The organism is Flavobacterium sp. Flavsp81, assembly GCF_059491325.1.
The window spans coordinates 3,717,691-3,742,058 of sequence record NZ_CP168505.1 but is presented as its reverse complement, the minus strand read 5'-3'; the positions used below and the strand labels follow the sequence as shown (position 1 = coordinate 3,742,058).

20 protein-coding genes are annotated in these 24,368 nt (G+C 32.5%); 6 read left to right on the top strand and 14 right to left on the bottom strand.

The window, feature by feature from the left end:
• The first annotated feature begins 1 nt into the window (after nt 1).
• The 3 genes from ACEN92_RS15670 (at nt 2) to ACEN92_RS15660 (ending at nt 3,831) form a co-directional block, all read left to right on the top strand.
• Nucleotides 2–1,441, top strand: coding sequence for a complex I subunit 4 family protein (locus ACEN92_RS15670; protein WP_495639281.1), 1,440 nt, complete (start codon nt 2–4; stop codon nt 1,439–1,441).
• Nucleotides 1,442–1,504: 63 nt separating this feature from the next.
• Nucleotides 1,505–2,896 (top strand): NADH-quinone oxidoreductase subunit N, encoded by a 1,392-nt coding sequence (locus ACEN92_RS15665; protein ID WP_495639280.1) that lies wholly within the window; start codon nt 1,505–1,507, stop codon nt 2,894–2,896.
• A gap of 161 nt (nt 2,897–3,057) precedes the next feature.
• Nucleotides 3,058–3,831, top strand: a complete 774-nt coding sequence (locus tag ACEN92_RS15660; protein WP_495639279.1) for a Bax inhibitor-1/YccA family protein — start codon at nt 3,058–3,060, stop codon at nt 3,829–3,831.
• A gap of 60 nt (nt 3,832–3,891) precedes the next feature.
• Here ACEN92_RS15660 and ACEN92_RS15655 read toward each other — a convergent pair whose 3' ends face one another.
• On the bottom strand, nt 3,892–4,407 hold the full coding sequence (locus tag ACEN92_RS15655) for a PAS domain-containing protein (protein ID WP_495639278.1): 516 nt from the start codon (nt 4,405–4,407) through the stop codon (nt 3,892–3,894).
• A gap of 78 nt (nt 4,408–4,485) precedes the next feature.
• Nucleotides 4,486–5,568, bottom strand: a complete 1,083-nt coding sequence (gene dinB / locus ACEN92_RS15650; protein WP_495639277.1) for a DNA polymerase IV — start codon at nt 5,566–5,568, stop codon at nt 4,486–4,488.
• A 244-nt stretch (nt 5,569–5,812) separates the two neighbouring features.
• On the opposite strand from dinB, the gene ACEN92_RS15645 reads away from it, so the two are divergent.
• Nucleotides 5,813–6,595, top strand: coding sequence for a hypothetical protein (locus ACEN92_RS15645; RefSeq protein WP_495639276.1), 783 nt, complete (start codon nt 5,813–5,815; stop codon nt 6,593–6,595).
• The gene (locus tag ACEN92_RS15640) at nt 6,592–7,674 is read left to right on the top strand and encodes a glycosyltransferase (protein ID WP_495639275.1); all 1,083 of its coding nucleotides are present in this window, start codon (nt 6,592–6,594) and stop codon (nt 7,672–7,674) included. The genes ACEN92_RS15645 and ACEN92_RS15640 overlap by 4 nt, the downstream gene beginning before the upstream one ends.
• Before the next feature lie 48 nt (nt 7,675–7,722).
• Here the strand turns inward: ACEN92_RS15640 and mfd are convergent, their stop codons facing one another.
• Together mfd and ACEN92_RS15630 are read right to left on the bottom strand one after the other, a co-directional pair.
• A complete protein-coding gene (gene mfd, locus ACEN92_RS15635) occupies nt 7,723–11,088 on the bottom strand; it encodes a transcription-repair coupling factor (protein ID WP_495639274.1) in 3,366 nt (1,121 codons plus the stop codon).
• Nucleotides 11,081–11,683: a hypothetical protein gene (locus ACEN92_RS15630; protein ID WP_495639273.1), complete on the bottom strand. Its 603-nt coding sequence runs from the start codon at nt 11,681–11,683 to the stop codon at nt 11,081–11,083. The genes mfd and ACEN92_RS15630 overlap by 8 nt, the downstream gene beginning before the upstream one ends.
• Before the next feature lie 318 nt (nt 11,684–12,001).
• On the opposite strand from ACEN92_RS15630, the gene ACEN92_RS15625 reads away from it, so the two are divergent.
• On the top strand, nt 12,002–12,940 hold the full coding sequence (locus ACEN92_RS15625) for an L-threonine 3-dehydrogenase (protein ID WP_495639272.1): 939 nt from the start codon (nt 12,002–12,004) through the stop codon (nt 12,938–12,940).
• Between the two features lie 115 nt (nt 12,941–13,055).
• Here the strand turns inward: ACEN92_RS15625 and ACEN92_RS15620 are convergent, their stop codons facing one another.
• From ACEN92_RS15620 to ACEN92_RS15575, 10 genes are all read right to left on the bottom strand, one after another.
• Nucleotides 13,056–14,129 carry a hypothetical protein gene (locus tag ACEN92_RS15620; RefSeq protein WP_495639271.1) on the bottom strand — a complete coding sequence of 358 codons (1,074 nt, stop codon included), beginning with the start codon at nt 14,127–14,129 and terminating at the stop codon, nt 13,056–13,058.
• A gap of 35 nt (nt 14,130–14,164) precedes the next feature.
• Nucleotides 14,165–14,629: a hypothetical protein gene (locus tag ACEN92_RS15615; protein ID WP_495639270.1), complete on the bottom strand. Its 465-nt coding sequence runs from the start codon at nt 14,627–14,629 to the stop codon at nt 14,165–14,167.
• Nucleotides 14,630–14,639: 10 nt separating this feature from the next.
• Entirely contained in the window at nt 14,640–15,278 is a 639-nt protein-coding gene (locus ACEN92_RS15610; RefSeq protein WP_495639269.1) for a hypothetical protein, read from the bottom strand.
• Nucleotides 15,268–15,426, bottom strand: coding sequence for a hypothetical protein (locus ACEN92_RS15605; RefSeq protein WP_495639268.1), 159 nt, complete (start codon nt 15,424–15,426; stop codon nt 15,268–15,270). The genes ACEN92_RS15610 and ACEN92_RS15605 overlap by 11 nt, the downstream gene beginning before the upstream one ends.
• Nucleotides 15,427–15,571: 145 nt before the next feature.
• Nucleotides 15,572–16,168 (bottom strand): hypothetical protein, encoded by a 597-nt coding sequence (locus ACEN92_RS15600; protein WP_495639267.1) that lies wholly within the window; start codon nt 16,166–16,168, stop codon nt 15,572–15,574.
• Between the two features lie 73 nt (nt 16,169–16,241).
• A complete protein-coding gene (locus ACEN92_RS15595; protein WP_495639266.1) occupies nt 16,242–16,874 on the bottom strand; it encodes an XAC2610-related protein in 633 nt (210 codons plus the stop codon).
• Between the two features lie 4 nt (nt 16,875–16,878).
• On the bottom strand, nt 16,879–17,487 hold the full coding sequence (locus ACEN92_RS15590) for a hypothetical protein (protein WP_495639265.1): 609 nt from the start codon (nt 17,485–17,487) through the stop codon (nt 16,879–16,881).
• A 6-nt stretch (nt 17,488–17,493) separates the two neighbouring features.
• Complete coding sequence (locus ACEN92_RS15585) at nt 17,494–21,426, bottom strand: PAAR-like protein (RefSeq protein WP_495639264.1); 3,933 nt, start codon at nt 21,424–21,426, stop codon at nt 17,494–17,496.
• A gap of 32 nt (nt 21,427–21,458) precedes the next feature.
• Entirely contained in the window at nt 21,459–22,253 is a 795-nt protein-coding gene (locus ACEN92_RS15580; protein ID WP_495639263.1) for a hypothetical protein, read from the bottom strand.
• A 184-nt stretch (nt 22,254–22,437) separates the two neighbouring features.
• On the bottom strand, nt 22,438–24,318 hold the full coding sequence (locus tag ACEN92_RS15575) for a M1 family metallopeptidase (protein WP_495639262.1): 1,881 nt from the start codon (nt 24,316–24,318) through the stop codon (nt 22,438–22,440).
• Nucleotides 24,319–24,368: the final 50 nt, after the last annotated feature.

The following is a 24,368-nucleotide window of genomic DNA, read 5'->3' as shown; positions in this document are numbered from 1 at the left end:
TATGAACGTTTCCCTTATATTAATTATTCTTTTAATTGGTGCATTTGTCACTTATTTTGTTGGTGATAAACTGGCATCAAAAGTAGCTTTGTTCTTTAGTTTGGCAGCTTTGGGCTGTTCGGTTGTACTGTTAAATCATTTTTGTGCCGGTGATAACATCAGTGTAATAAATGCCTGGATCACACAACCTAAAATTTCATTTGCTTTAAATGCTGATGGATTGGCAATTGCTATGCTTTTACTAACGGTAGCTTTAACACCAATTATTATATTCTCTTCTTTTGGAAATGAATATAAAAATGCAAAAGGTTTTTATGCTTTAATTTTATTTATGGCTTTTGCAATGACAGGAACTTTCTTGGCAGCAGACGGTCTTTTATATTATATTTTCTGGGAATTAGCTTTAATTCCAATTTACTTTATTGCCCTTATTTGGGGGAATGGAGATGCTGAAGAACGCAGAAAAGCAGTGGTTAAATTCTTTATTTACACACTTGCCGGTTCATTGTTCATGTTGGTAGCTTTCATTTACTTATACCAAAAAGCCGGAAGTTTCTTAATTGAGGATTTATACAAATTAGATTTATCGGCTACGGAGCAACTTTGGATATTTTTGGCTTTCTTTCTGGCTTATGCTATTAAAATTCCAATCATTCCTTTCCACACCTGGCAAGCCAATGTGTACCAAAAAGCTCCAACAGTTGGAACTATGCTTTTATCCGGGATCATGTTAAAAATGGGATTATACAGTGTTATTCGTTGGCAATTGCCAATTGCGCCTCTTGCTGCAAAAGAATACATGGATATTTTCATCGCTTTAGGAATTGCTGGTGTAATCTACGGATCAATCGTTGCTTTAAGACAAAAAGATGTAAAGAAATTATTAGCTTATTCATCTCTTGCGCACGTTGGATTAATTGCTGCAGGAACTTACACCTTAACCGTTGACGGTTTACGTGGAGCAGTTTTACAAATGATCGCTCACGGTTTTGTTGTTGTTGGATTATTCTACGCAGCTGAAATCATTTATAGAAGATACGAAACGAGAAACATTTCAGAAATGGGTGGTATTCGTACACAATCCCCAAAATTCACCTCTATGTTTTTAATTTTGGTTTTGGCTTCTGTAGCTTTGCCGGGAACTTTTAACTTCGTTGGAGAATTTACCGTTTTATATAGTCTTTCTCAAATTAATATTTGGTTTGCCGTTTTAGGCGGAACAACTATTATTTTAGGAGCTTATTATATGCTTAAGATGTTTCAAAATGTAATGTTGGGAGAAACAAATTCTAAAACTTTTGCAGATATATCTGTTCATGAAGGAATCTCATTAGTAGTGATTATTGCTGTTTTAATTTTCTTCGGATTTTATCCAAAACCAATTACAGATTTGATTACACCAAGTTTAGAAACAATTTTGAGCGTTATCAATAAAAATTAATATTTTAAATAAAAATAAATTAGGGCATCTGTAGTTTGGATTTCCTAAATCAAAAAAGCAAAAATGAATACATTAATAGCTATAACAGGATTGGGTATTTTCTGCCTATTATTTGAAATTCTTAATTTAAGAAAAGCCATTGTTCCAATTACCATTCTTGGTTTAGTAGGCGTTTTGGCACTTAATTTTTATGAATTTGGAGCAACAGAAAGTTACTACAACAATATGATTACAGTGAGTAAATTCTCAACTGCGTTCTCATCATTGTTTATTATCCTGACTATTTTCTTAGTGGCATTAAGTCATAATTTCTATGAAAATCATCCAACCAAAATTTCAGATTTTGTTGCTATAAAAATATTTTTATTAGCCGGAGGAGTTGCAATGGTTTCTTTTGGAAACTTAGCGATGTTTTTCTTAGGAATTGAAATTTTATCAATTGCTTTGTATGTACTTGCAGCCAGTGAACGTTTAAACTTAAAAAGTAACGAAGCAGGTATGAAGTATTTCTTAATGGGTTCATTTGCATCAGGAATTATTTTATTCGGAATTTGTCTGATTTATGGTGCAATGGGAAGTTTTGACATTGCTGAAATACATGAAAGCTCTTTATCCGCAGAATTGCCAATCTGGTTCCCAATCGGAATGGTTTTGATGGTAATTGGAATGTTATTTAAAATTGCTGCTGTTCCTTTTCATTTTTGGGCTCCGGATGTTTACGAAGGTTCTCCAGCGTTGACAACTGCTTTAATGAGTACTTTGGCAAAAGTCATTGCAATCGCTACTTTATATAAATTAGTTAATGGATTAAATTTAATTTCATCACTTGAAAACCAGGACCTTTTAAGAACTTTCGAAACAATTGTGGTAATTATATCAATTGCTTCAATGACAGTTGGTAACATTATGGCATTGCGTCAGGTAAATGTGAAACGTATGCTGGCTTTTTCAGGAATTTCGCATGCAGGTTTTATGTTAATGACTTTATTGAGCATTGCAACATCTGCAGGAGTTTTATTATACTACACAGCGGCTTACGCATTAGCAGGAATCGCTGCATTTAGTGTTATTTTATACGTTTGTAAAAATCAGGACAACGAAGACATTACAAACTTTCATGGTTTAGGAAAAACAAATCCGTTATTAGCGGCTATACTTACAGGTTCATTATTATCAATGGCCGGTATCCCAATTTTTTCAGGGTTTTTTGCCAAATTGTTCTTATTCAACCAAACTATTCAGGCAGGTTATATTGCTTTAGTAATTGTAGCAGTAATAAACTCAATTATTAGTGTTGGATATTATTTCAAACTGATTCTGGCAATGTATTCAAAAGAAGCAAACGAAGAGCGAACAGGAAAACCTTTTCTTATTTATGGTGTAGCAATTATTTCTATTGCATTAAATATTGTTTTAGGTTTATTTCCATCATTAGTTTTAGATTTATTGAAATAAAAAAGAATAATCCAAATACATAAAATCCATCCATACAACGGATGGATTTTTATTTTAAGATGAATTTATTCAGAAGAAAAAATCATGTTAAAAATTTTACTGAAAATATTACACTTCGAAAAAACTACTTATATTTGAGTACAATTAAAAGTATTAGAAACATGAACTTCAATTCAAAAAATCCATTTTTAAGTGACAAGCGTTTTTCATCAAATGCTGTTTCAAAAGCTGAAGAAGTGCATCACGCACAAATTATTGATTATAATCAGGAAATGACTATATCGGGGACTATCAATAAGACAGCTATTTTATTTTTAATATTATGCGGATCAGCTATGGTAACATGGTGGATGGCATTTAATGGCTTAAATGCAATGCTGCCAACAATTGGCGGTGCTATCATTGGGCTTATTTTAGTTGTAATTTCAGCATTCAAACCACAGGCTTCTCCATATTTAGCTCCGGGCTATGCTTTGTTTGAAGGTTTATTCATTGGAGGTATTTCTGCAATTTTTGAAGCCATGTATCCCGGAATAGTAGTTAATGCAGTTGGAGCAACCCTGGTGACTTTTTTAGTTTGTTTAGGCTTATACAAATTTAAAATTGTAAAAGTTACAGAACAATTCAAATCAGTAGTTATTGCTGCAACATTGGCAATTGCGACTTACTATTTAATTTCATGGCTGGTTTCAATGTTTACAGACTTTACACCAGTACATCATGGAAATTCTATGATGAGTATCGGAATTAGTGTTTTCGTAATTATTATTGCTGCTTTAAACTTGTTTCTGGATTTCGACCAAATCGAAAAAGGCGTACAACAAAAAATGCCAAAATTTATGGAATGGTACGGTGCAATGGGACTAGTAATTACATTGGTTTGGCTGTATATTGAGTTCCTAAGATTATTATCAAAATTATCAAGCAAAAATTAATTTATTTAATTACTGCCTTATATAAAACAAAAGCCTTTTTGAAATTCAAAAAGGCTTTTTTTATGCTGCTTTTTCAAAAGCTATAAAGTGTGATAATTCACCTTTTAAGTTAAAAACCGGAAAACCATGAATTGTACAATCATAGGTTTCACCATTTTTTTTATAATTTAGAATTGTTTTTTCAAAAGGGATTTGCTTTTTGATTGCTTCTCTAATTTCTTTCAAAACTAAAGTTGAAGTCATTGGACCCTGAAACATTTTTGGAAATTTTCCGAGAACCTCATTTTCTGTATAACCTGTCATTTTACAAATTCCTTTAGAAGCAAAAATTATTTTTTGTTCCAAATCGGTAATTAAAACAACCTCATTATCCAAACGCTCCCTTATATTCAGATCCAATTCATTCCACTTGAACTGACTGGAAATACGTTTAATTTTTTTTATATCCGAAGAAAATGTTTTTAATTCATTTATAGATTCATAATGAAAATCCCAACAAAGTATCGGAACTGAATTATAATTTAAATTTGTATCAAATTCATCAAAAGACTCACTATAATAATTTACAGAATTCATAAAAAACTTTTATTCAAAGTTAGACAGAAATTGTGTTACAGCACATAACGTTTGAACTATTTAATATAATGTAATTTTTCAAAAATCAAATTTTAACTGCACAACTACTGCTTTTTTTTGTTCTGTGTTTAGATTACTTAGAGAAATTCCCAATAATCGAACAGAATCTTTCATACGTTCCTGATACAATAACTCTTCAACAGTTTCTAAAATTAAACTTTTATCAGCAATAAAATAAGGCAACGTTTTGCTTCTTGTTTGTTGTGTAAAATCGCTGTATTTAATTTTAAGCGTGACTGTTTTACCCGAAATATTGTGCTTTTTTAGCCTTTTTATTAATGAAACAGCGATTTTATCAAGTTGCTCCAGCATAAATATCTCCGAAGAGAGATTGACATCAAAAGTATGTTCGGCAGCAACTGATTTTGTAATTCGTGATGCTTTCACTTCACTATTATGAATACCGCGTACAACATTAAAATAAAAGGCTCCGGATTTTCCAAAATGCTTTTCCAAAAATTCCAGTGATTTGCTTTTCAGATCTGATCCGGTAAAAATTCCCAATTGATACATTTTTTCAGTAGTGACTTTTCCAACCCCGTAAAACTTTCGAATGGGCAATTCTTCCAAAAAAGGAATTATCTCATCTGGATTTACCGTTTTTTGACCATTAGGTTTATTGTAATCACTGGCGACTTTGGCCACAAATTTATTTATTGAAATTCCCGCAGAAGCTGTAATCCCCACTTCATTAAAAATTCTTAACCTGATTTCCTGAGCCAGTAATGATGCGCTTGGATTTCCTTTTTTATTTTGAGTAACATCAAGATAGGCTTCGTCAAGTGAAAGCGGTTCCACCATATCTGTGTATTCATAAAAAATTTTATGAATTTTCGAAGAAATCTCTTTATAACGGTCAAAGCGGGGACGGACAAATATAATTTCAGGGCAATATTTTTTAGCCAAAACACCACTTATGGCACTTCGAACACCAAATTTACGTGCTTCATAGCTGGCAGCGGAAACAACACCACGATTTTCTGAGCCACCAACCGCAATAGCCTTTCCACGTAAAGCAGGATTATCCATTTGCTCTACCGAAGCATAAAAAGCATCCATATCGATATGGATTATTTTTCGATAAATTGGCGATTCAGTCATTTTACAAATTTAAATCTAAAAAAACATATTAAGGTAAAAAAGGCAATGATGTTGTATTAATCATTAATTAATTTTCATTGTCTATTTAACATAACAACTTAAATGAACTTGATCTTAAAGTCAATCAGACAACAAATATATACGAGTAATTTTATGAATTTTATAGACTCCTGTTTTTAATTGCTTTATATCATAATTTTATTATTTTTGTTTTTTTTAACTTTAACAAAAAAAGGGTTACAGTATGAAGACTAAATCAGCGTTGATAATTGGACATCCTGGTCATGAATTAAGAGCTTTTAAGTTTTTAAAAGATTCAAAACCAGATGTCTATATTCTAACAGATGGTTCGGGACAAAACAATGAATCCAGATTGTATCAATCTATAAAATTAATAGAATCATTAGGTGCAACTTACAAAAATTCTTTTTCTCCCTTTACCGATAAAGAGCTGTATAACATTATCTTATCTGGGGATCTGGATAAAATTAAACAAGTAAAAGATCAGCTTTTAATTTTGATAAAAGAAGGCAATTATGATGAAATATATGGTGATGCCCTGGAGGGTTTTAATCCAACACATGATATTTGCAGGTATCTGATTAATGGAATTGTTGCTGAATTGGAAAAAATAAATCCTTCAAAATCAATTCTAAATTATGATTTCGTACTTGACAAAGCACCGGATATGTTATCCCAAAAAGAACACTCTCATAATTTATCTTTTGAACTTTCTCAGCCTGAACTGGAAATGAAAATAAAGGCTGGCCTGAATTATCCCGAATTAAAAACAGAAATAGAAATGGCTATAGAACGTTTCGGTATTTCATCTTTTGCCTGGGAATTTTACGGTAAAATTACGGATTTGAAACAAATTGTTAATTGGGAAACTGATTATCCTTATTATGAAGAAGTAGGAAGGAAAAGAGTGGCATCCGGAGCATATAAAAATTGTATTGAGTTTGAGAAACACATTAAGCCAATTGCCGAGATTTGTTTGATGCACACCATTGAATTAAGTAAATGAATATTTTAATTACAAATTTTGTTTTAAATAAACCCTCAGGTACAGAAACATATGTACACGATTTAGCAATAGAATTGTATAACCGTGGACATCATGTTGAAATATTTACTTATATAATGGGTGATTTGGCAGAAGATTTAATAAAACAGGGAATACATGTTTGTACAGATTTAAAAAAAATAAAAAAGAAACCTGATTGTATACATGCCCATCACAATTTAACGGCCATAAAAGCTGCACGCTTTTTTAAAAAAACGCCTATTCTGTTTTTTATTCATGATAGAACAAATGTCATGGATTATCCTTTTAAACACCCTAACATTTTACAATATGCAGCTGTAGATTATAATTGTAAAGAACGTTACTGTCTTGAAAACGGGTTTGAAGATGAGGATGTTGAAGTAATTTATAATTGGGCAAATCTATCCCGTTTTAAGCAGCGAGAAGCTATTTCAGCCATACCTAGAAAAGCTTTGGCATTCTCTAATTACATGTCTCAAACAAATATTTTTCCGTCTATAAAAGAAGCCTGTTTATCTCAAGGCATCGAAATAGAATTAATAGGCAGCGGTAATCATAATGCTACTATGACTCCTGAAGATATTCTTGGACAATATGATATTGTCTTTGGAAAAGCAAAAGCAGCAATAGAATCTATGGCTACTGGTGCAGCAGTAATTGTATGTGATTTTAGAGGATTGGCAGGGATGGTAACGCCGGAAAACATGTTGCATTACAGAAAATATAATTTTGGAATGAAACTGATGACCCATAAAATACAAACGGACTTAATTGTTAATGAAATCAAGAAATATGATAGCGAAAACATTTTAAAAGTCTCAAATTTCATTCGGAAAGAAGCCGATTTTCTCTCCATAGTGACCCAATTAGAAAACACTTACTCCAGAATAATTAGGGAATATGAAACTAATAAGCGGGGGAAGTATAGAATCAATTACTATAATTATCTGACTATTAGAAAACTTGCTTTTAAAAGAAGTATGAAAATTAGAATAAAAAATCTTAAAAAAAATTCTAAACTCTATGCCATTTACAAAACTTACAGGAATGGCAAGTAATGTGTTTAGCATGACTTTAACTTCTGTTGTTATTAAACTGTAATTCTCCTATTCTTCAAATAATTCCATCAATTCCAACGCTCGTTTAATCGATTTTACATTATCAAAAGTCAGCAATAAACGTAATCCGTTTACGGTTTGTTTTTCTTTCATTTTACAGAGTGAACTGTGTTTTTGTACAAAGGTCAAAACGTTTCTGAACTTAGAGGATTGATAATAATCTGACTGTTGATCTGAGACAAAATAACCAATCATTTTGCCTTGTTTCAAGACTAATTTCTCAATTCCGACCCTGGTTGCAATCCATTTGATTCTAATGCTGTTTAATAATGCCGTTGCTTGTTTTGGCAATGGTCCAAAACGGTCGACTAGTTTTCTTTCATATTCCTGCAATCCGGCTTCATCTTTTATCGCACCCAATTCATTGTATAAAACCAAACGTTCGGAAACATTATTGATATATTCATCCGGGAATAACAATTCAAAATCAGCATCAATCTGAATGTCTTTTACGTATTCTTTGGTATCGATATTATTCTCTTCCGGATATAAATCTTTGAATTCGTTTTCTTTTAATTCTTCGATGGCTTCGTTCATGATTTTTTGATACGTATCAAAACCTATTTCGTTGATGAAACCGCTTTGTTCTCCACCTAATAAATCTCCCGCACCGCGAATTTCGAGATCTTTCATCGCAATATTGAAACCGCTTCCGAGCTCGCTGAATTGCTCCAAAGCCTGAATACGTTTTCTGGCGTCTTCTGTCATTGATGAATATGGCGGGCAAATAAAATAACAAAACGCTTTTTTATTGCTTCGCCCTACACGGCCACGCATCTGATGCAGATCTGACAATCCAAAATTATTGGCGTTATTGATGAAAATAGTGTTGGCATTTGGTACATCCAAACCGCTTTCGATGATTGTGGTGGCTACCAAGACATCAAAATCTCCGTTCATGAAACCCAGCATCAATTCCTCGAGTTTGGCTCCTTCCATTTGTCCGTGACCAATTCCTACTCTCGCATTTGGAACCAAACGCTGAATCATTCCGGCCACTTCTTTTATATTTTCGATTCGGTTATTGATAAAGAAAACTTGTCCGTTTCGCTGAATTTCATACGAAATCGCATCCCGAATTATCTCTTCATTAAAACTGACCACATTTGTTTCTATCGGATAACGATTTGGCGGAGGCGTTGTAATAACCGATAGATCACGGGCTGCCATCAATGAAAACTGAAGCGTCCTCGGAATTGGCGTTGCCGTTAATGTCAGCGTATCTACATTCGCAGCAATCGTTTTAAGTTTATCTTTTACGTTTACGCCAAACTTCTGTTCTTCATCAACAATCAATAAACCAAGGTCTTTAAAAACTACATTTTTGTTTACTAATTGATGTGTGCCGATTACGATATCCAATTTTCCTTCGGCTAAGTCTTTTAAGGTTTGAGCTTTTTGTTTCGCTGTTCTGAATCGGTTTAAGTACCCAACAGAAACCGGCATATCTTTCAATCGTTCTGTAAAAGTTCTATAATGCTGGTAGGCCAAAATAGTTGTCGGAACCAAAACTGCTACTTGTTTGCTGTTATCAACGGCTTTAAAAGCAGCACGAATCGCAACCTCCGTTTTTCCGAAACCAACATCACCACAAACTAAACGATCCATAGGACGGTCACTTTCCATGTCGGCTTTTACTTCCTGTGTCGACTTAGTTTGATCCGGGGTATCTTCGTAAATAAACGAACTCTCCAATTCGTTTTGCAGATAACTGTCGGGCGCAAATTGGAAACCTTTTTCCAGACGACGTTTCGCATACAACTGAATCAAATTGAACGCAATATGTTTGACACGTGCTTTGGTTTTTTGTTTTAAAATTTTCCAGGCGTTCGATCCTAACTTATAAATTTTAGGCGGCGTTCCGTCTTTTCCATTATACTTTGAAATTTTATGAAGCGAATGAATGCTTACATAAACAATATCATTATCGGCGTAAACCAATTTTATAGCTTCCTGCGTTTTACCTTCAACCTGAATTTTCTGCAATCCGCCAAACTTCCCAATTCCGTGATCAATGTGGGTTACATAATCGCCAACCGAAAGCGCAGTCAATTCTTTAAGCGTAATATTTTGCTTTTTCGAATAACCGTTTTTGATATTAAATTTATGATAACGCTCAAAAATCTGATGATCTGTATAGGCAGTAATCTGATTTTCTTCATCAACAAAACCCTGATACAAAGGCAATACAACGGTATGATATTGCTTCCGGATATTCTCAGAGTTGGCTTCATCCAGACTTTCAAAAATATCATGAAACCGTTTTGCCTGAGCATCATTCGAACAGAACAAATAATTTTTGTATCCGTTAAAATGATTGTCACTCAGATTATTCAGCAATAAATCAAATTGTTTGTTGAACGAAGGCTGAGGATGAATATGAAAATCGAACTTTTTTGTTGTTTTAAAAATTGGCTTTGAATGCAATTCCACAATCGAAAAATCTAAAGCCCGTTTAATGAAAGAAGCCTGATTCAAAAATAATTTCTCAGGTTCTGCATGTTTTATTTCTTTGGATAATTTCTCAAAAGCTTCTTCTGCCCTTGCAAATTGTTTGTCTAACTGACTAAAAAGTCCGTCCGTATTTTGAATAAACAGAATTGTTTTTTCGGCAATATAATCTAAGAAACTTTCACGGTTTTCCTGAAAAATCTTATTTTCAACATTCGGAATAATCGTGATTTTTTTATGTGTTTCTATAGACAATTGCGTCTCCACATCAAAACTTCTGATACTGTCTACTTCGTTTCCAAAAAACTCAATTCGGTACGGATGATCGTTCGAAAAAGAGAACACATCTACAATTCCTCCACGAACCGAAAATTCGCCGGGCTCCGTAATAAAATCAACTCTTTTGAATTCGTATTCAAACAAAACTTCGTTGATAAAATCAATTGAAATTTTATCGTTTAAAGAAACTTTTAAAGTGTTTTTATCCAACTGCTGACGTGTCACTACTTTCTCAAATAGTGCTTCGGGATACGTAACAATTACGGCTGGTTTTTTACGGGAGTTAATTCGGTTTAAAACCTCAGCACGAAGTAAAACATTCGCATTATCTGTTTCTTCAATTTGATACGGACGGCGAAATGAACCAGGATAAAACAGCACATCCTGTTCACCAATCATCTGTTCGAGATCGTTCAGGTAATACGCTGCCTCTTCCTTATTGTCTAAAACAATCAAAAAAGGCAGTTCCGTTTTTTTGAAAACTGAGCGAATAATAAATGAAACTGCTGACCCTAACAGTCCGTTAAGATGCATTTTTATTTGATTTCCTTCCAGTAAATTTGTTGCAATCTGCTGTGTTTTTGGCAAATTGTCATAAATAGTATATAGGGCGTTTTTACTCAACTTTAGGTAAATTTGGATCTACAATAGTATTCGGAATAGCACGAGCTGTATCTAACATTCGTAAGAAATCCGATTCTCCTTCTTCTTTTGGAATTTTGCTTTTTTCAACAATTTTATCCATTTGTCTTTCTAATGAGACTAATTCTTTATTGATTTCTCCAATTAAAAAAGTTACTTTTTCATCCGGGATTTTATCCAGATGAATAAATAAATCCATCATTTTTACTTTGGTAATCAAAATAGAAATCCGGCTTCTTATCTGTGGCTGATTAAATTGTGCCGGAATATTATTGTTTAATGCCATAGCTTTTTTAGCAATTGAGGCCGATTTTTTCTGAAAAGCTCCAATTGTTTTTTGGGGTTTCCCTCCTAACTCTTTTAAAAACTCACGCCATTCTTTCCAATCGTTTACATTTTTTTCTGAAACTTCATTAATAGGTTCATCAATAAACGACCAGCCTTTGTTTATATTATTAAAAATGACTTCTTTCTTTTTCGCTTCCTTTTTGTTTTCAGCGATACGTTTTTCATTTTCATCCTGACATGAATTCAGTACAAAAATTAAGAGAAGAAAAAGAGATATTTTGTATTTCATATATTAAAATTTATTTTTTAATGGTCATACATGTTATCGCCTTTTATTTATTGCTGTATGTCTGAGCAAACTTTTGTTAATGGCGATTTCACTTTGGTAAAACATTAAGCTACAAAGTTACAAGTAAATTTATAAATATGAATTTTGATTTTATGATAAATAAAGTGAATTCCAGCATCTTTATTTAGCCTTTAAAAAGACCCTGATGTAACGAATAACATAAAAAATAATCTTATCTGCTATTAATATTATAATTTATCCTTCTTTAAATAGTATTTATTTGCGAAAACATTATATTTGTTTTTTAAATCTATTCAAATGAATCCAAAAATATTAATCATTGGCGCTTGCGGTCAGATTGGAACAGAACTGACTCAAAAACTACGTAAGTTATACGGAACGGAAAATGTAATTGCTTCAGATATTCGAAAATTAAATACTGATGTTGTCAATTCCGGTCCGTTTGAAGTGATTAATGCTTTGGATTTCAACCAGATTGAGCATCTTGTTGAAGTGCATCAAATTACGGACATTTATTTGATGGCGGCACTTTTATCAGCAACTGCCGAAAAGAATCCTGCATTTGCCTGGGATTTGAATATGAATTCGCTTTTTCACGTTTTAAATCTTGCCAAAGCAAAAAAAATAAAAAAGATATTCTGGCCATCGAGCATTGCAGTTTTTGGACCTACTACGCCAAAAGAAAATACACCACAATACACGATTATGGAGCCTTCTACTGTTTACGGAATCAGTAAGCAAGCCGGAGAAAGATGGTGCGAATATTATCATAATATTTACGGGGTTGATGTTCGCAGCATTCGTTATCCAGGTTTAATCAGCTGGTCTACGCCTCCCGGCGGCGGAACTACAGATTATGCGGTTGATATTTTTTATAAAGCTATTGCCGACAAAAAATACGAATGCTTTTTATCTTCAGAAACCAAAATGCCAATGATGTATATGGATGATGCCATTAACGCTACCATCAATATTATGAAAGCTCCGGCTGAGGAAATCAAAATACATTCCTCTTACAATTTGGCCGCGATGAGTTTTACGCCAACAGAAATTGCTGCCGAAATCAAAAAGCATATTCCGGAATTTGAAATCACTTACAATCCTGATTTTCGTCAGAAAATTGCGGATAGCTGGCCTGCAAGTATTGATGATTCTGATGCGAGAAAAGACTGGGGCTGGAAACATACTTTTGATCTTGAATCGATGACCAAAGATATGCTGGAACATTTGGGATAATTAATGAAATTATTGTTGGTTTAAAATTCGTTATTTTATGTTGGTTTTTAATTTGAAAATTAAAATCAATATGAAAAGATCTTCATTCTTTCATTGTCTTAATTATTAACTTTCCTTAACTACATTTCTCTAAAATAACCGGAGATGTCTCTATTTTTTGAGTAAATGGGTTTTTTAGGCGTTCCTTTTTATTGGTTTTGTTATTATAAAAACCAAGCCATGTAAATTCAATTTTTGAAGTGTTTATCAAATTAAAGGTAGCGCAAGGTTTCGTTGTTGCGTAATTTTCAAAATCCATATCTTCCGGAGCTGGAAAGAAGGGCGGATAATTATAGTACAAACCGTATTCTTTATCATTTATTTTTTTGACAATTAATACAATGCTAAATCCATCAGAATATGAAAAAACAAAGTTAGCTTCATGTTTTTCAAAATAAACATTCTTCTGTGGATTGGAATTATCACACGTAAGTTTCCACTTTACTGCACTATCTTCAAAAGGAAATATCTCGTTACTTACTGCACTTACTTCAGTATTAGTTTCTTTACTCTCAGTAGTTGTATTTGCTGAGTCTTTGTAATTTAGCTTCCTGATTAATTCAATCTTTCCGTTGGAGCTGTTTATTTTAAACTTTTCCCATTTTTCAGCTTGAAACGCAAATTCAGATAATCCGCTATAAGATTCTAATTTAAAAATCTCTAAATTATTGTCTAAAAAAGCCAGGGTTTCGAATCGTTGTTCTTTAGGAAAATCCTGGTCTAACTGGTATTTATAAAAAACAATAGAATCTTTAACAGCATCGTTGATCTTTGTAAATAATACAATTTGGATATCACTGTTTTTATCTTTTGAACTGTATTTTTTTCTCTTAAGTTCTAAAGTCAATTTGTCTGACACTTTCAATGTTTTTATAAAACCATTGCTTTTATAATTTACATATTTCTTATTGTGCTTCTTTAAAACATTTCCAAATTGTTCAAAATAGCGATAATTATCACCTCCTGCTTCTACATTTCTTATAAATTCAGCATTCTTTACCAATGGCTCCCCAATAAATAAACTGTCCAAAAAAAGATCCGGATTTATTTCAGGACTTATTGAATTCGCAATTTTAAAATTTTCCTTTTTTGCATCATTACAAGATATAACAAGCAATACTATTGAAAATAAAATTATTATTTTTCTCATCTTAATTTATTTATTACAACTTGCTGATAATATAATCATTGGCTTTTCTTTAAAACATATGATCCTTTTTTATTTTCATTATAACATGTGTCGATATATGGACAGTTCCATATATAATTTTTGTTGTCAAAAGTAATTATTCCGAAGTCTTTAGTTTTTTTCAATGCCCAACTATCAGTATTATCTAAAGCTTTTTCGAAAGTCAATTTTAAAGTGTTATTTTTTTCAATAGCAGAAAGTTTATATAATTGATATAATTGAAATCCTTTGGCTAAATAAGTTACAGAATCTTTATTAATTGTAATGGAAATATCGTGTATATCTCTCCAATCATCACTATTTTCATTTATTACAAATGAATATTTACCATACCATTTATTAGAAATAGGTATTTCTATAGAATCACTATATTTATTCGTATTGAGTTGACCTAAGTTTTTTTCTTTTGGATCTTTACAATTTACTAATAGTAAAATAAAAATCAGATATATACTTCTCATAAATCCTTTATTAATTTTTAAAAACGATCTTGTTATACTTTGCTTTATTATCTTGAATTGAATTAACCAAAATTGCCACGTTATTATTTTTTAGTAATATAGCTTTTTTTAAAACCCATCTTTCTTTTCTCGTGTTTATTAAATTTAGATTATTCTTAGTATTAAAAATATAATATTTCAAAGTTGAAAATTGATCAGCATCTTCCATATCCTGATATATTATTAGTAAACGATTTCCAAAAATTAAAGGCTTACTATCTAAAGTGTCGATTTTACCACTTTTATCATCTATTAGTAAATAATGATCCCCTTCAAAATAAGTGAATTTAATCAAATGTTTGTTGTGATTTTTAATGTAATATAAATACTCATATTTCTTATATCCATCATTATCTTCATCAACAGATGTATTATTTTTTAATAAAATATTTTTCAATTTTGTTTTGATGTTAACGCCATTTTTATTTTCATATTTTTTTTTAAAAGAAATATCATTTTTAATAAAAATTGAATCTTTAATAAAAATTGAATACTGTTTTTTATCAACAGAAGTAATTACATAACTATCATTAATTTGAGAATGACAATTTATTGTAAAAAACAAAAGCATTCCTAAAATATTATTTATAATATAATTTTTATTTTTCATTGATTTCTTCAAAATTAGGTTCGTAATTATACATATGTAAGTGATGATTATGATGAACTAATTGTGTGCTATGTGGAAGTAATTCGTCATTAAACCTCCATGAATAGAATTTTTTCCAGCCAAATAAATAAAGTGCGTTAACTAACATTAAGTTTATTTTTTACTTGGTCCTACACTTCAAATACAATCTCAAGATCAGAAAAGACAGCTCTTCAGCTGTCTTTTCTATCGTGTTACCTTTTCTAAATATTGATTAGACAGGAATCTATCATTAATGGTAGTTATTTTCTATTTCAATTTCCATACTCACATTTCTTTAAAATAATTGGATTTTGATCACCAAAATGCGGATCTGTATATTGTCTTTGTTTATTCGATTTATTATAAAACCCCAGCCAATTAAATTCTATGGTATTATTATCGATGATTTTAACAATCGCAATCTCAGTGTCATTAAAATAATCTTTTGAAGTTTCATCTACTGCTCCTAAACCTTCCATCCTTTCTAATTTATACTTGAAAATACCTGCATCATTTTTTTTGTCAATTCTAGTTAAATGTATATAGTATTGATTAAACGCAACAGGAATTACAAGTTCTTCATTGTTGATATTTAAACCCGACTCATTTTCACAATCATAACCCCAATAACCTTTTAATGTCTTAAGTGAATAATCGATTTCTTTATTATTAGAAGTATTTTCTTCATCTTCAATCTCATCTTCCTCATAAGATTCTTCGTTTATGCCTGATGCCGGGTTGCGTTCTTCAATAAGATCATTTTTTCCTGTTGCCGGATTTTTTGGATTTGCTGATTCAAAATTCTCCTTTTTTGCATCATTACAAGATATAACAAGCAATACTATTGAAAATAAAATTATTCTTCGCATTTTTTTTAGAATTATTTCTTGTTGATTTTTACTGTTTTATTTCTAAATAACTTTATTATATTTTTAACGGATATCATTCTAACACACTACTAACTATTTTCCATTTATTATCTTTCAATTGAAAAATAGTTGTATTCGTTTTACAACAACCCTGAGGCCTAACGATTGTAAGTCTTTTATTTGTTTTGTCCATGATTTTTGGGAAAAATCCTTTATTGAGGGGAAATTTCTCATCCTCAGTGAATTTACCATCTTTATTCTGAAAGAAATAAGAATATATTGGACCTCCATTACCTCCATAATCATAGAGAATTGCAAAATCTTTAAGATTATCAAAATTAAAATCAGCAACTATAAAATCATGATAATTTTCAATTCCTTCTTTTATTTCATTGTCCGAATTAAAATAATCAATCCGAGTTAAATTAATAGAATCGTTAATTGCAGGCCAAATTCCTGGAGAATAAATTATATCTTGGGAAGTTTTATTCTCTCTGGTTATCCTAATCTTAAATTTAGAAGGTCTGTCATCTTCATCTGTTTTCATTAAACTTACCACGAAATCTAAATTGTTAAAATAACTTTTATCCTCCTCTGCTTTTTTTTCAAAAGAGTTGTTATTTAATTCTTTCCCTATATCATTATTAGAGTGATTTCTACAACTTAGAGAACTAATTAGCAAAACAAGCATTACACTTTTTTTCATTTTTTTAGATTAAGAGATTTAAATATACTTTTAATGTTTTATCGTTCCGCCATTCTATCCAAAACAATTTATTATCCTGTGTTATATTTTTTACTTGCAGCCAATTTCCTTGAATTTTTATAACTTCAATTTCATCATCAGAATTCCATTCTTTTATGTTTATACTTTTACCATTAATGTTATTACGAGGCGGATTCTCTTTTAAATTTTTACTCACAATACTTACAACCTGATCTTTCAAAAATTCATTCCAACTATAAAATATAAAATTTTGTGTAGGCTTAATATAAGCAAAAGTGTTTTTGGCAGTAACAATTTTATAATATTTATTTTTTTTTTCAATACAAGTAAAAAATAAAATTCCATAATCGGGTTTATTTAATAGAGGAATAATATCTTTTCCTAATTTAGCCTTTTTTGTTTTTGTTTCAAGAAAGGTAGTATCCGCATATAAGACAATGCTTTCTTCTACTTTTACCAATTGAACCAATCCGATTCCAACATTCTGAATTAAATTATCATTTTGATATTCTAATTCATTTTTTTTTTCTTGAGATCTACAACTACTAATAATGAGAAGTAGAATACTATTTATTAAAATTATTTTTTTCATAATGTTTTATCTTAAGCCTAAATGGAAATGGTCTTGATGAACTGATGTTGATTTTCCAGTAGTGTTTTTAATATCCTTTTTATATGCATAATTTTTATTAAAACCCCATTTGACACCTACAGAAATTATGTTTTCTAATACTTTCACAAATTCTTCTTCCGTCTTGTATTTGTTCATAGCATCGCTCCATAAAGTTCGTCCAGCATTACTACTTCCTGGATATCTAATATCTATATCATTCCCTGCAATATTGTGCCCTTTATGTCCAATGTCTCTTCCATCATTCGCAGAAATATCATTAAAGTACAATGCTTCTGAGTAACCATTTTTTGGTAATGAAAAGAAAAAACCTAGTAAGGCAGCGCATACTTTTTCATTTACCCAATTATCTCCACCTTTATCTCTAGGTCCAAATCGTCCCCAATTTATACCCGTCTCAGGAAAAGGCAGCAAATTATGCTCATTTTTTTCTACAGTTATTGTTTTAATTAACTTATTACTTTCATAAATGTCATATTGATATTTATTAGATGTTAAACACTTCATTATTTTAGAATATGTAAAAACATCAACATCAATTCTATATTTATTAATAACGCCTACAACAATATTTTCTTCTTCACAACATTCCTCACCAAATTCTTTGAGGAAACCTTTTTTAATATGCAAATGGTTTGTTGGACCTTTTAATTCTTCTTGGTAATATTGTTTATACTTTTTTAAAATATTATCAATATCTTCTTCTCTTTGTCCATAACCCGCACCCGGTAAACTAGCCCATTCCGTTCGACATTTATCAATAGCTTCTTTTATATTATCTTTTTTAATTAAACCTAACGCTTTCTTTTTTTCTTTTATTAGATAAACACAGTATTTATCTTGACTCTCAGGTTTAAAATCATTTAAACCATGCTCTTTTCTCCAATCAACAAAAGCTACATCATTCCAATTATTCATTGTTATTTGATAAGCACCTGCGGCTCTAGAATCATGCTTTTTTATATAAACATTTGGATGGTTATCAAAGTTTTTTCCATGATCCTTAAAAGTACTTCCTCCAACAATTGTTTCATAGCCTATTTCATTTTCAGTACCTTCACCTACACGTAACATCCTCATAAAAGCTCGCACTTTTGCCTCACATTCACAAACCCCATTTTTGTTATCTTTTTTAGAACCATTTGCATCCTCATTCCCAACCAAAACAGCACTTTTATACTCCGCAAGACTTAGCAAAGCACTTTTTTTGGTTATAACAACAAGACCTGTAACAGTTCTGGCACCATTATACAGAATATTATCCTCTTTGTCTTTTACAATGGCATAAACCATACGCATTGGAAGTTTTGGATTTATTAGATTCCATTCCAACTTTACCTTTATCATCCCACTTTCGTCTACATGCACGGTGGCTACTAAAAGTTCTTTATCTTTTTCGTAAATGGTTAAATTTAATTGCTCCTCTTTTTTTATTCCTCTCGACTTGGCATAAAAATAACTTATCTTATCATAATCTGCCATATAATGTCTCTCTTTACCATCCTGGCTGCCAATATGCGCCCCATAAATCTCTCGTTTGTCCTGAACGTCAAGATGATTTTTAGATTCAAATATAGCATTCGAATTGGCTAATTTTAACTTTGGGGCACCAATTCGTACATACAACTTACCATGGTCGCCCGTTTTTTGTTTAACAAAAGGACCTAAATCAAACGATATCAAGCCTCCATCATATTTGTTTTTATTGATAACAGCAACATTATCATCACCATCAAATGTATCATTATCCCAAACTTCTACAATAATATCTTCGTCAATAAGGTGTTCCTGTTTCACCCAGATATTTATCTTTTGTCCCCAGCTGGCTCTTTGTATCTCAATACCGTTACTGTCTGTAAAAAGCATCTCCAGAACTTTGGCTTGTTTTACATCAATACTTAAGGTTACGCCTGGTTGGTTGTTGATCCTGCATCTTACGTTTTGCTTTCCTGCAACCGCAGGCGTGATCGATATGCTTTTTTTATCTAATTGTTTATGCTGCACAGCAGTTTCCCAAAATACCTTTTCGGTTTCGGGTAAATCAGCAAACACAAAGGAATTAGCCTCCAGCCGGGTTGTTTTCCCTACTTTTGGAGCTCCTATATAACTAAAAGCCAGGACATCATTGTCTTTTACCTCAAAACGCCAGTCATCCTCTTCATCTTTGGTTGCTGCACCATAGGCATTGGCCTTCTGTACATAGGCTTCTACTACATATTTTCCTTTGCTGAAGAATTCATGTCCGGGTATGGCGATACTTTTACCGCTCCCCAGAAAGCGTCCATTCAAATTCCATTTTACTTGTTGTAACTCTTTGCCAATGGCAGCATCTGCAGCCTCATCATCCGGAACATAAAAACTAAAGGTGCCTTCTTTTACAGAAAATGACATAGCAGTTCCGGGCCTGATCACCTCAGCAGTATGGGTTATTGCAGCTACAGAGTTGGTTATGGTTTCGGCAGTAAAACTTTGGGTAAACACCTCGCCTGAATCCGGTATATATTCGGCTATAATTTTATACTGTGCTTTAGTGTTTATTGGAGTAAACGAAACGGTATGGTTTAGTTTTATTGAATCTATAATATTTCCTGAGGCGTCGGTAACATACAATCGTAATTGTTCCAGTTCTTCAGCAGTTGGCGGCATCAAAAATTTTGCCTTAAAACTGGCCGGAAAATTTTGTCTCAGACGCATTTTTCCACCAACTTTTTTTGCAAAATTCTCTCCATCGATAGGCAGCAGCTCATTTCCAACGAGCTTATTGTGGGTAACCTCGACATCTATAGAACAATCAGGATAATTTTTATCGAATTTTCCTTTCTCAAAATCTTCTTTTTTGGGTTTACCATACCCTTCAACCCGATACTTGCCCAAGGTCGGAAAACTGTTTTTAAAGCTGGTTCCTACTTGTTCACTCGTTAGTAATTTCTTGTCCTTATCTCCTGTATCACCTTCATAAATAACCCAGGAGGTCAGGGCAACATTTCCTTTTTTTACCTTCGCTTCAAAAGTACATTCGGTATTTGGACGTACCATTACCTGCTCCACCTTTTTGCCTTCTGATGATGAAACGGATTTAAAGGCCGGATCGTTTTCTAAACTTTTTAATGTGATGCCCGAAATATTTGGATAGGCCATTTCCGGAACAGGCATTTTTATTGCCGGGTTTATCAGAGCCAATGCCGCAGGATCGGTATTGTCTGCATGCTCTTTCATTACACTGTCGGTTTGACCGTGCTTTACTATTTCAATTTTTCCTCCTATGGTACATTGCAAAGTCGAAATCTCAGTCAGCACTTTATTTCCTAAAACCTCTGTTTTCTCATATACTTTAGTCCATTTTGGAGCAGGAGCAAGTGTACACGGCAAATATCCACTGGAAGAAGGCTGAAGTTTGCACTTTCCAAAAGTAGCCGCAGACGGATCAAAGGTTTTATCGATTTCAGTGGCAAAAAACTTCCCATCCTGATCGTTCAGCACTACCTTGTCATGTGAAGTAACTAATAATTTTGCTGTCTGCTTAGGGTTTTCGGCCTGATTACAGGCACATTCCGCTTTATGCACTACAAAATGTTTGTCGTCATGTTCGCTTTTGGCAGCTTTCTTTTGCTTCTCTTCTTCTTTTTTCTGCTCCTCTTTTTTCTCTTTTTCCTTTTTCTCACTTTCTGCCTTATCATCCTTATCAAGCTCTTCTCTTTTGGCGTTCGCAGCATCAATCTTTTCTTTCGGTGGCGTCAAAAGGGTCTTTCCTTCTACAACATCAGCACCAATTCCGTCTTTTACCTCACTGTTCATGTTATGGTAATTACGTAAATCGTAAGAATTTGTTATTCCTAAATCTGACGAGATACTCTCTAACGTATCTCCTTTTTTTACTAAATAAGGTATGGCAGCACTCATTTTCTTTTATTTATTAGTTGAATCGCGCACGATTAATACTTACGATTGATAGATATTATTTCCTGGTAATCAAAATAGGGGTTGTTGATTTTTATCTCTGTTTTAGAGAATTCAAAATCAAGTTTTGTGGTTATATATTGAGTTTCGTTATTTGCCGTTGCAGTAATCAGCGAATCTTCATCGCGCAATTTTTGAGGATATTTGTTGACAATACCATATTCTTTTATTTTCTCAAAAAGTTCTTCAGTATCGGCTTCTTGTCCTTCGTATTTTAAAGTTTTCAAGGCAGGGTCAAACTTTGCATTCCCTTTCCAAAACAAGGTAGTTTCTAACGGAATGATATCCCAGTGAAAATCATATTCATCATAATTTTCTGTTTCCTGAAGACAAAGCATAATTACTTTCATCAAACCAAAAGAAAAGAAATACCTCGACATCGCATAACCATCTTTTGCTGTATTTTCTAAAAACTGATTCCGGATATACTCAAATCCGGGGCCTTCATGCCTCTGTTTGAGCTCCTCATCTTTTGCGGTGATCCTTTCTGCTATTTCAGTATAATTTGAAAGTAAAAAAGCACCATCCTTTACATCAAATAAAACCGGAAAAATTGCCTTATTGTATTCATAGGCTATTCGTTCAAACTTTAGTTCGATTTTTTTGTCATTGACTTTAAAATCATTACGCCTGACTTCAATCTTGAAATTTTTGCTTTCCAGCTGTTCAAATTGAACGTCATAAGTACTTGCAGCCGCAGATTTTTTTTCGAATAGTTGAAAACTAATATCATGGACAACCCTAAAATTATAATTGAAATTAGCTTTCATTTGATTTATTAAATTTTGGCTAAAAATAGAAAATAAAATTAAATTTTGTAGTATTTATATTATTTTGTTTTAATCAAAAATAAAATTAGTAATACATTACTTCGGGTAAGTTTTAAAAACAGAAAAAAGCCAAAATTAGCAAGAAACTAACTTTGGCTTTTTTGACAAAAAATACTTTTGGAAATTATTTTATTTCGTAGCTATTATTGGCAGCTTTTACATCAGCCATTAGTCCGCTTGGGTCGATTGTGATTTTCTTAATGGCAGTTTTGTTTTTGTCAATTGTAAAGTTATAGTTTGACATTGCCCATGCCCAATCATCCAATACAGTTCTTTTTACGTTCGGATTAGGATTTGGCTTGATAAAATTCATCATTCTTAACGGAATATAGAAACTCTCAGAAGTTCCGTCAGTATATTCTACGGTTAAATCGATTGGCATTGGCATTCTTCCGATTCTTTCTAAAGTTACGATCGTTTTACCTCCATTATCTGATACGTCCTTAATTCCGTAATCAATTGTGTTTGTTGTTTGTGCCCAATCAGTCAAATACCAGTCTAATTCAGCACCTGAAACTCTTTCTGCAGATCTTTTAATATCGTTTGGAGTTGGGTGTTTGAATTTGAAATCGTTAAAATATCTTTTTAAAGTCGCATCCAGATTCTCCTGCCCGATTACATATCCTAATTGTGATAAAAAGATGCTTCCTTTTATATAAGACGAAATACTGTATGGCCTGTTTTCATCATAACGATCGCCATGGGTAGTCTGTGGCTGTTCCTTTCCGGACTGTACCAGTTGATAATAAGCAGCATAATTTCCTTTGAATGGATTTGCAACTTTTTTATCTCCTGCCAGTTCATTTAAAGCCGAATCTTCGATGTAAGTTGTAAAACCTTCATCCATCCATGGATGTTTTGACTCGTTTGAAGCTAAAATATGCTGAAACCAGGAATGTCCCAATTCGTGAGTTGCGGTTCCTAAAATTCCTTCAAGGGTTCCGTTTCCTAACATCAAAGTACACATTGCATATTCCATTCCGCCATCTCCTCCCTGTATAAATGAATATTGTTTGTACGGATAAGCACCCACTTTATGGTTATAATAATCCATTACTTTCACCATTAATGGCTCTAATTTTTTCCAGTTCTCAGCAACTTTTGGATTGTTTTTGTAGAAAAAATGCAAATCAACATCATTTGGTCCTTTTACAATATCATGTGCGTAATTCTTATCTGCTGCCCAGGTAAAATCGTGTACATTTGGAGCGATAAAATGCCAGGTTAATGTCTTTGCTTTTTTAGGATACACCACTGTTACACCAGCATCTTCATAGCCGTGGCCGATTTCGTTTTTATCCTGCAAATATCCTGAACCTCCAATGGTATAGTCTTTATCGATTGTAATTTTTACATCAAAATTACCCCAAACTCCATAAAATTCTCTGGCAATATAAGGATCTGCATGCCAGCCTTCAAAATCAAATTCGGCTAATTTAGGATACCATTGCGACATTGACAATTCGATTCCCTCTGAATTATTTCTTCCTGAACGACGAATCTGAACCGGGACCTGTCCATTAAAATCTAAAGTAAAAGTAGTTTTAGAATTAGGTAAAATCGGCTTAGCCAATGTGACTTCTAAAACAGTCCCTGAATTTCTCGTTTGTGCTGTTACACCATCTTGTTTGAAATTGGTAATTTTCAAAAACCCGATTTCATTTGGTTTTAAAGTTTCAATTCTGCTTTGTTTTACGTCTTTACCATCAGGGCCTTTTACTTTACTTACCATTCTTCCGTCAGGATCTTTTATAGAATGCAGACGTGCATCCATTTCGCTTCCCGGCTGAAAAGCATTTGGAAACAGATGATAAAATACTTTTCGTAAAGTATCCGGAGAATTATTGGTATAAATCAATTCCTGTTTTCCTTTATACTGATAGTTTTTTACATCCATCGACACTTCCATCTTATAATCAGCATGTTGTTGCCAGTAGGGAGTATTTTGTGCAAAAACCGAGTTCAAACCAAAACTTAAAAAAGAAAGTAGAATAATTTTATGCATATTCATTTAAATAAAAAAATGGAAGAGCTTTCACCCTTCCATTGGATTAG

Excerpts from the sequence above, each read along its gene's own strand:
- ACEN92_RS15670 (WP_495639281.1), top strand. The coding sequence starts at position 2 with ATGAACGTTTCCCTTATATTAATTATTCTTTTAATTGGTGCATTTGTC.
- ACEN92_RS15665 (WP_495639280.1), top strand. The coding sequence starts at position 1,505 with ATGAATACATTAATAGCTATAACAGGATTGGGTATTTTCTGCCTATTA.
- ACEN92_RS15660 (WP_495639279.1), top strand. The coding sequence starts at position 3,058 with ATGAACTTCAATTCAAAAAATCCATTTTTAAGTGACAAGCGTTTTTCA.
- ACEN92_RS15655 (WP_495639278.1), bottom strand. The coding sequence starts at position 4,407 with ATGAATTCTGTAAATTATTATAGTGAGTCTTTTGATGAATTTGATACA.
- dinB (WP_495639277.1), bottom strand. The coding sequence starts at position 5,568 with ATGACTGAATCGCCAATTTATCGAAAAATAATCCATATCGATATGGAT.
- ACEN92_RS15645 (WP_495639276.1), top strand. The coding sequence starts at position 5,813 with ATGAAGACTAAATCAGCGTTGATAATTGGACATCCTGGTCATGAATTA.
- ACEN92_RS15640 (WP_495639275.1), top strand. The coding sequence starts at position 6,592 with ATGAATATTTTAATTACAAATTTTGTTTTAAATAAACCCTCAGGTACA.
- ACEN92_RS15630 (WP_495639273.1), bottom strand. The coding sequence starts at position 11,683 with ATGAAATACAAAATATCTCTTTTTCTTCTCTTAATTTTTGTACTGAAT.
- ACEN92_RS15625 (WP_495639272.1), top strand. The coding sequence starts at position 12,002 with ATGAATCCAAAAATATTAATCATTGGCGCTTGCGGTCAGATTGGAACA.
- ACEN92_RS15620 (WP_495639271.1), bottom strand. The coding sequence starts at position 14,129 with ATGAGAAAAATAATAATTTTATTTTCAATAGTATTGCTTGTTATATCT.
- ACEN92_RS15615 (WP_495639270.1), bottom strand. The coding sequence starts at position 14,629 with ATGAGAAGTATATATCTGATTTTTATTTTACTATTAGTAAATTGTAAA.
- ACEN92_RS15610 (WP_495639269.1), bottom strand. The coding sequence starts at position 15,278 with ATGAAAAATAAAAATTATATTATAAATAATATTTTAGGAATGCTTTTG.
- ACEN92_RS15605 (WP_495639268.1), bottom strand. The coding sequence starts at position 15,426 with ATGTTAGTTAACGCACTTTATTTATTTGGCTGGAAAAAATTCTATTCA.
- ACEN92_RS15600 (WP_495639267.1), bottom strand. The coding sequence starts at position 16,168 with ATGCGAAGAATAATTTTATTTTCAATAGTATTGCTTGTTATATCTTGT.
- ACEN92_RS15595 (WP_495639266.1), bottom strand. The coding sequence starts at position 16,874 with ATGAAAAAAAGTGTAATGCTTGTTTTGCTAATTAGTTCTCTAAGTTGT.
- ACEN92_RS15590 (WP_495639265.1), bottom strand. The coding sequence starts at position 17,487 with ATGAAAAAAATAATTTTAATAAATAGTATTCTACTTCTCATTATTAGT.
- ACEN92_RS15585 (WP_495639264.1), bottom strand. The coding sequence starts at position 21,426 with ATGAGTGCTGCCATACCTTATTTAGTAAAAAAAGGAGATACGTTAGAG.
- ACEN92_RS15580 (WP_495639263.1), bottom strand. The coding sequence starts at position 22,253 with ATGAAAGCTAATTTCAATTATAATTTTAGGGTTGTCCATGATATTAGT.
- ACEN92_RS15575 (WP_495639262.1), bottom strand. The coding sequence starts at position 24,318 with ATGCATAAAATTATTCTACTTTCTTTTTTAAGTTTTGGTTTGAACTCG.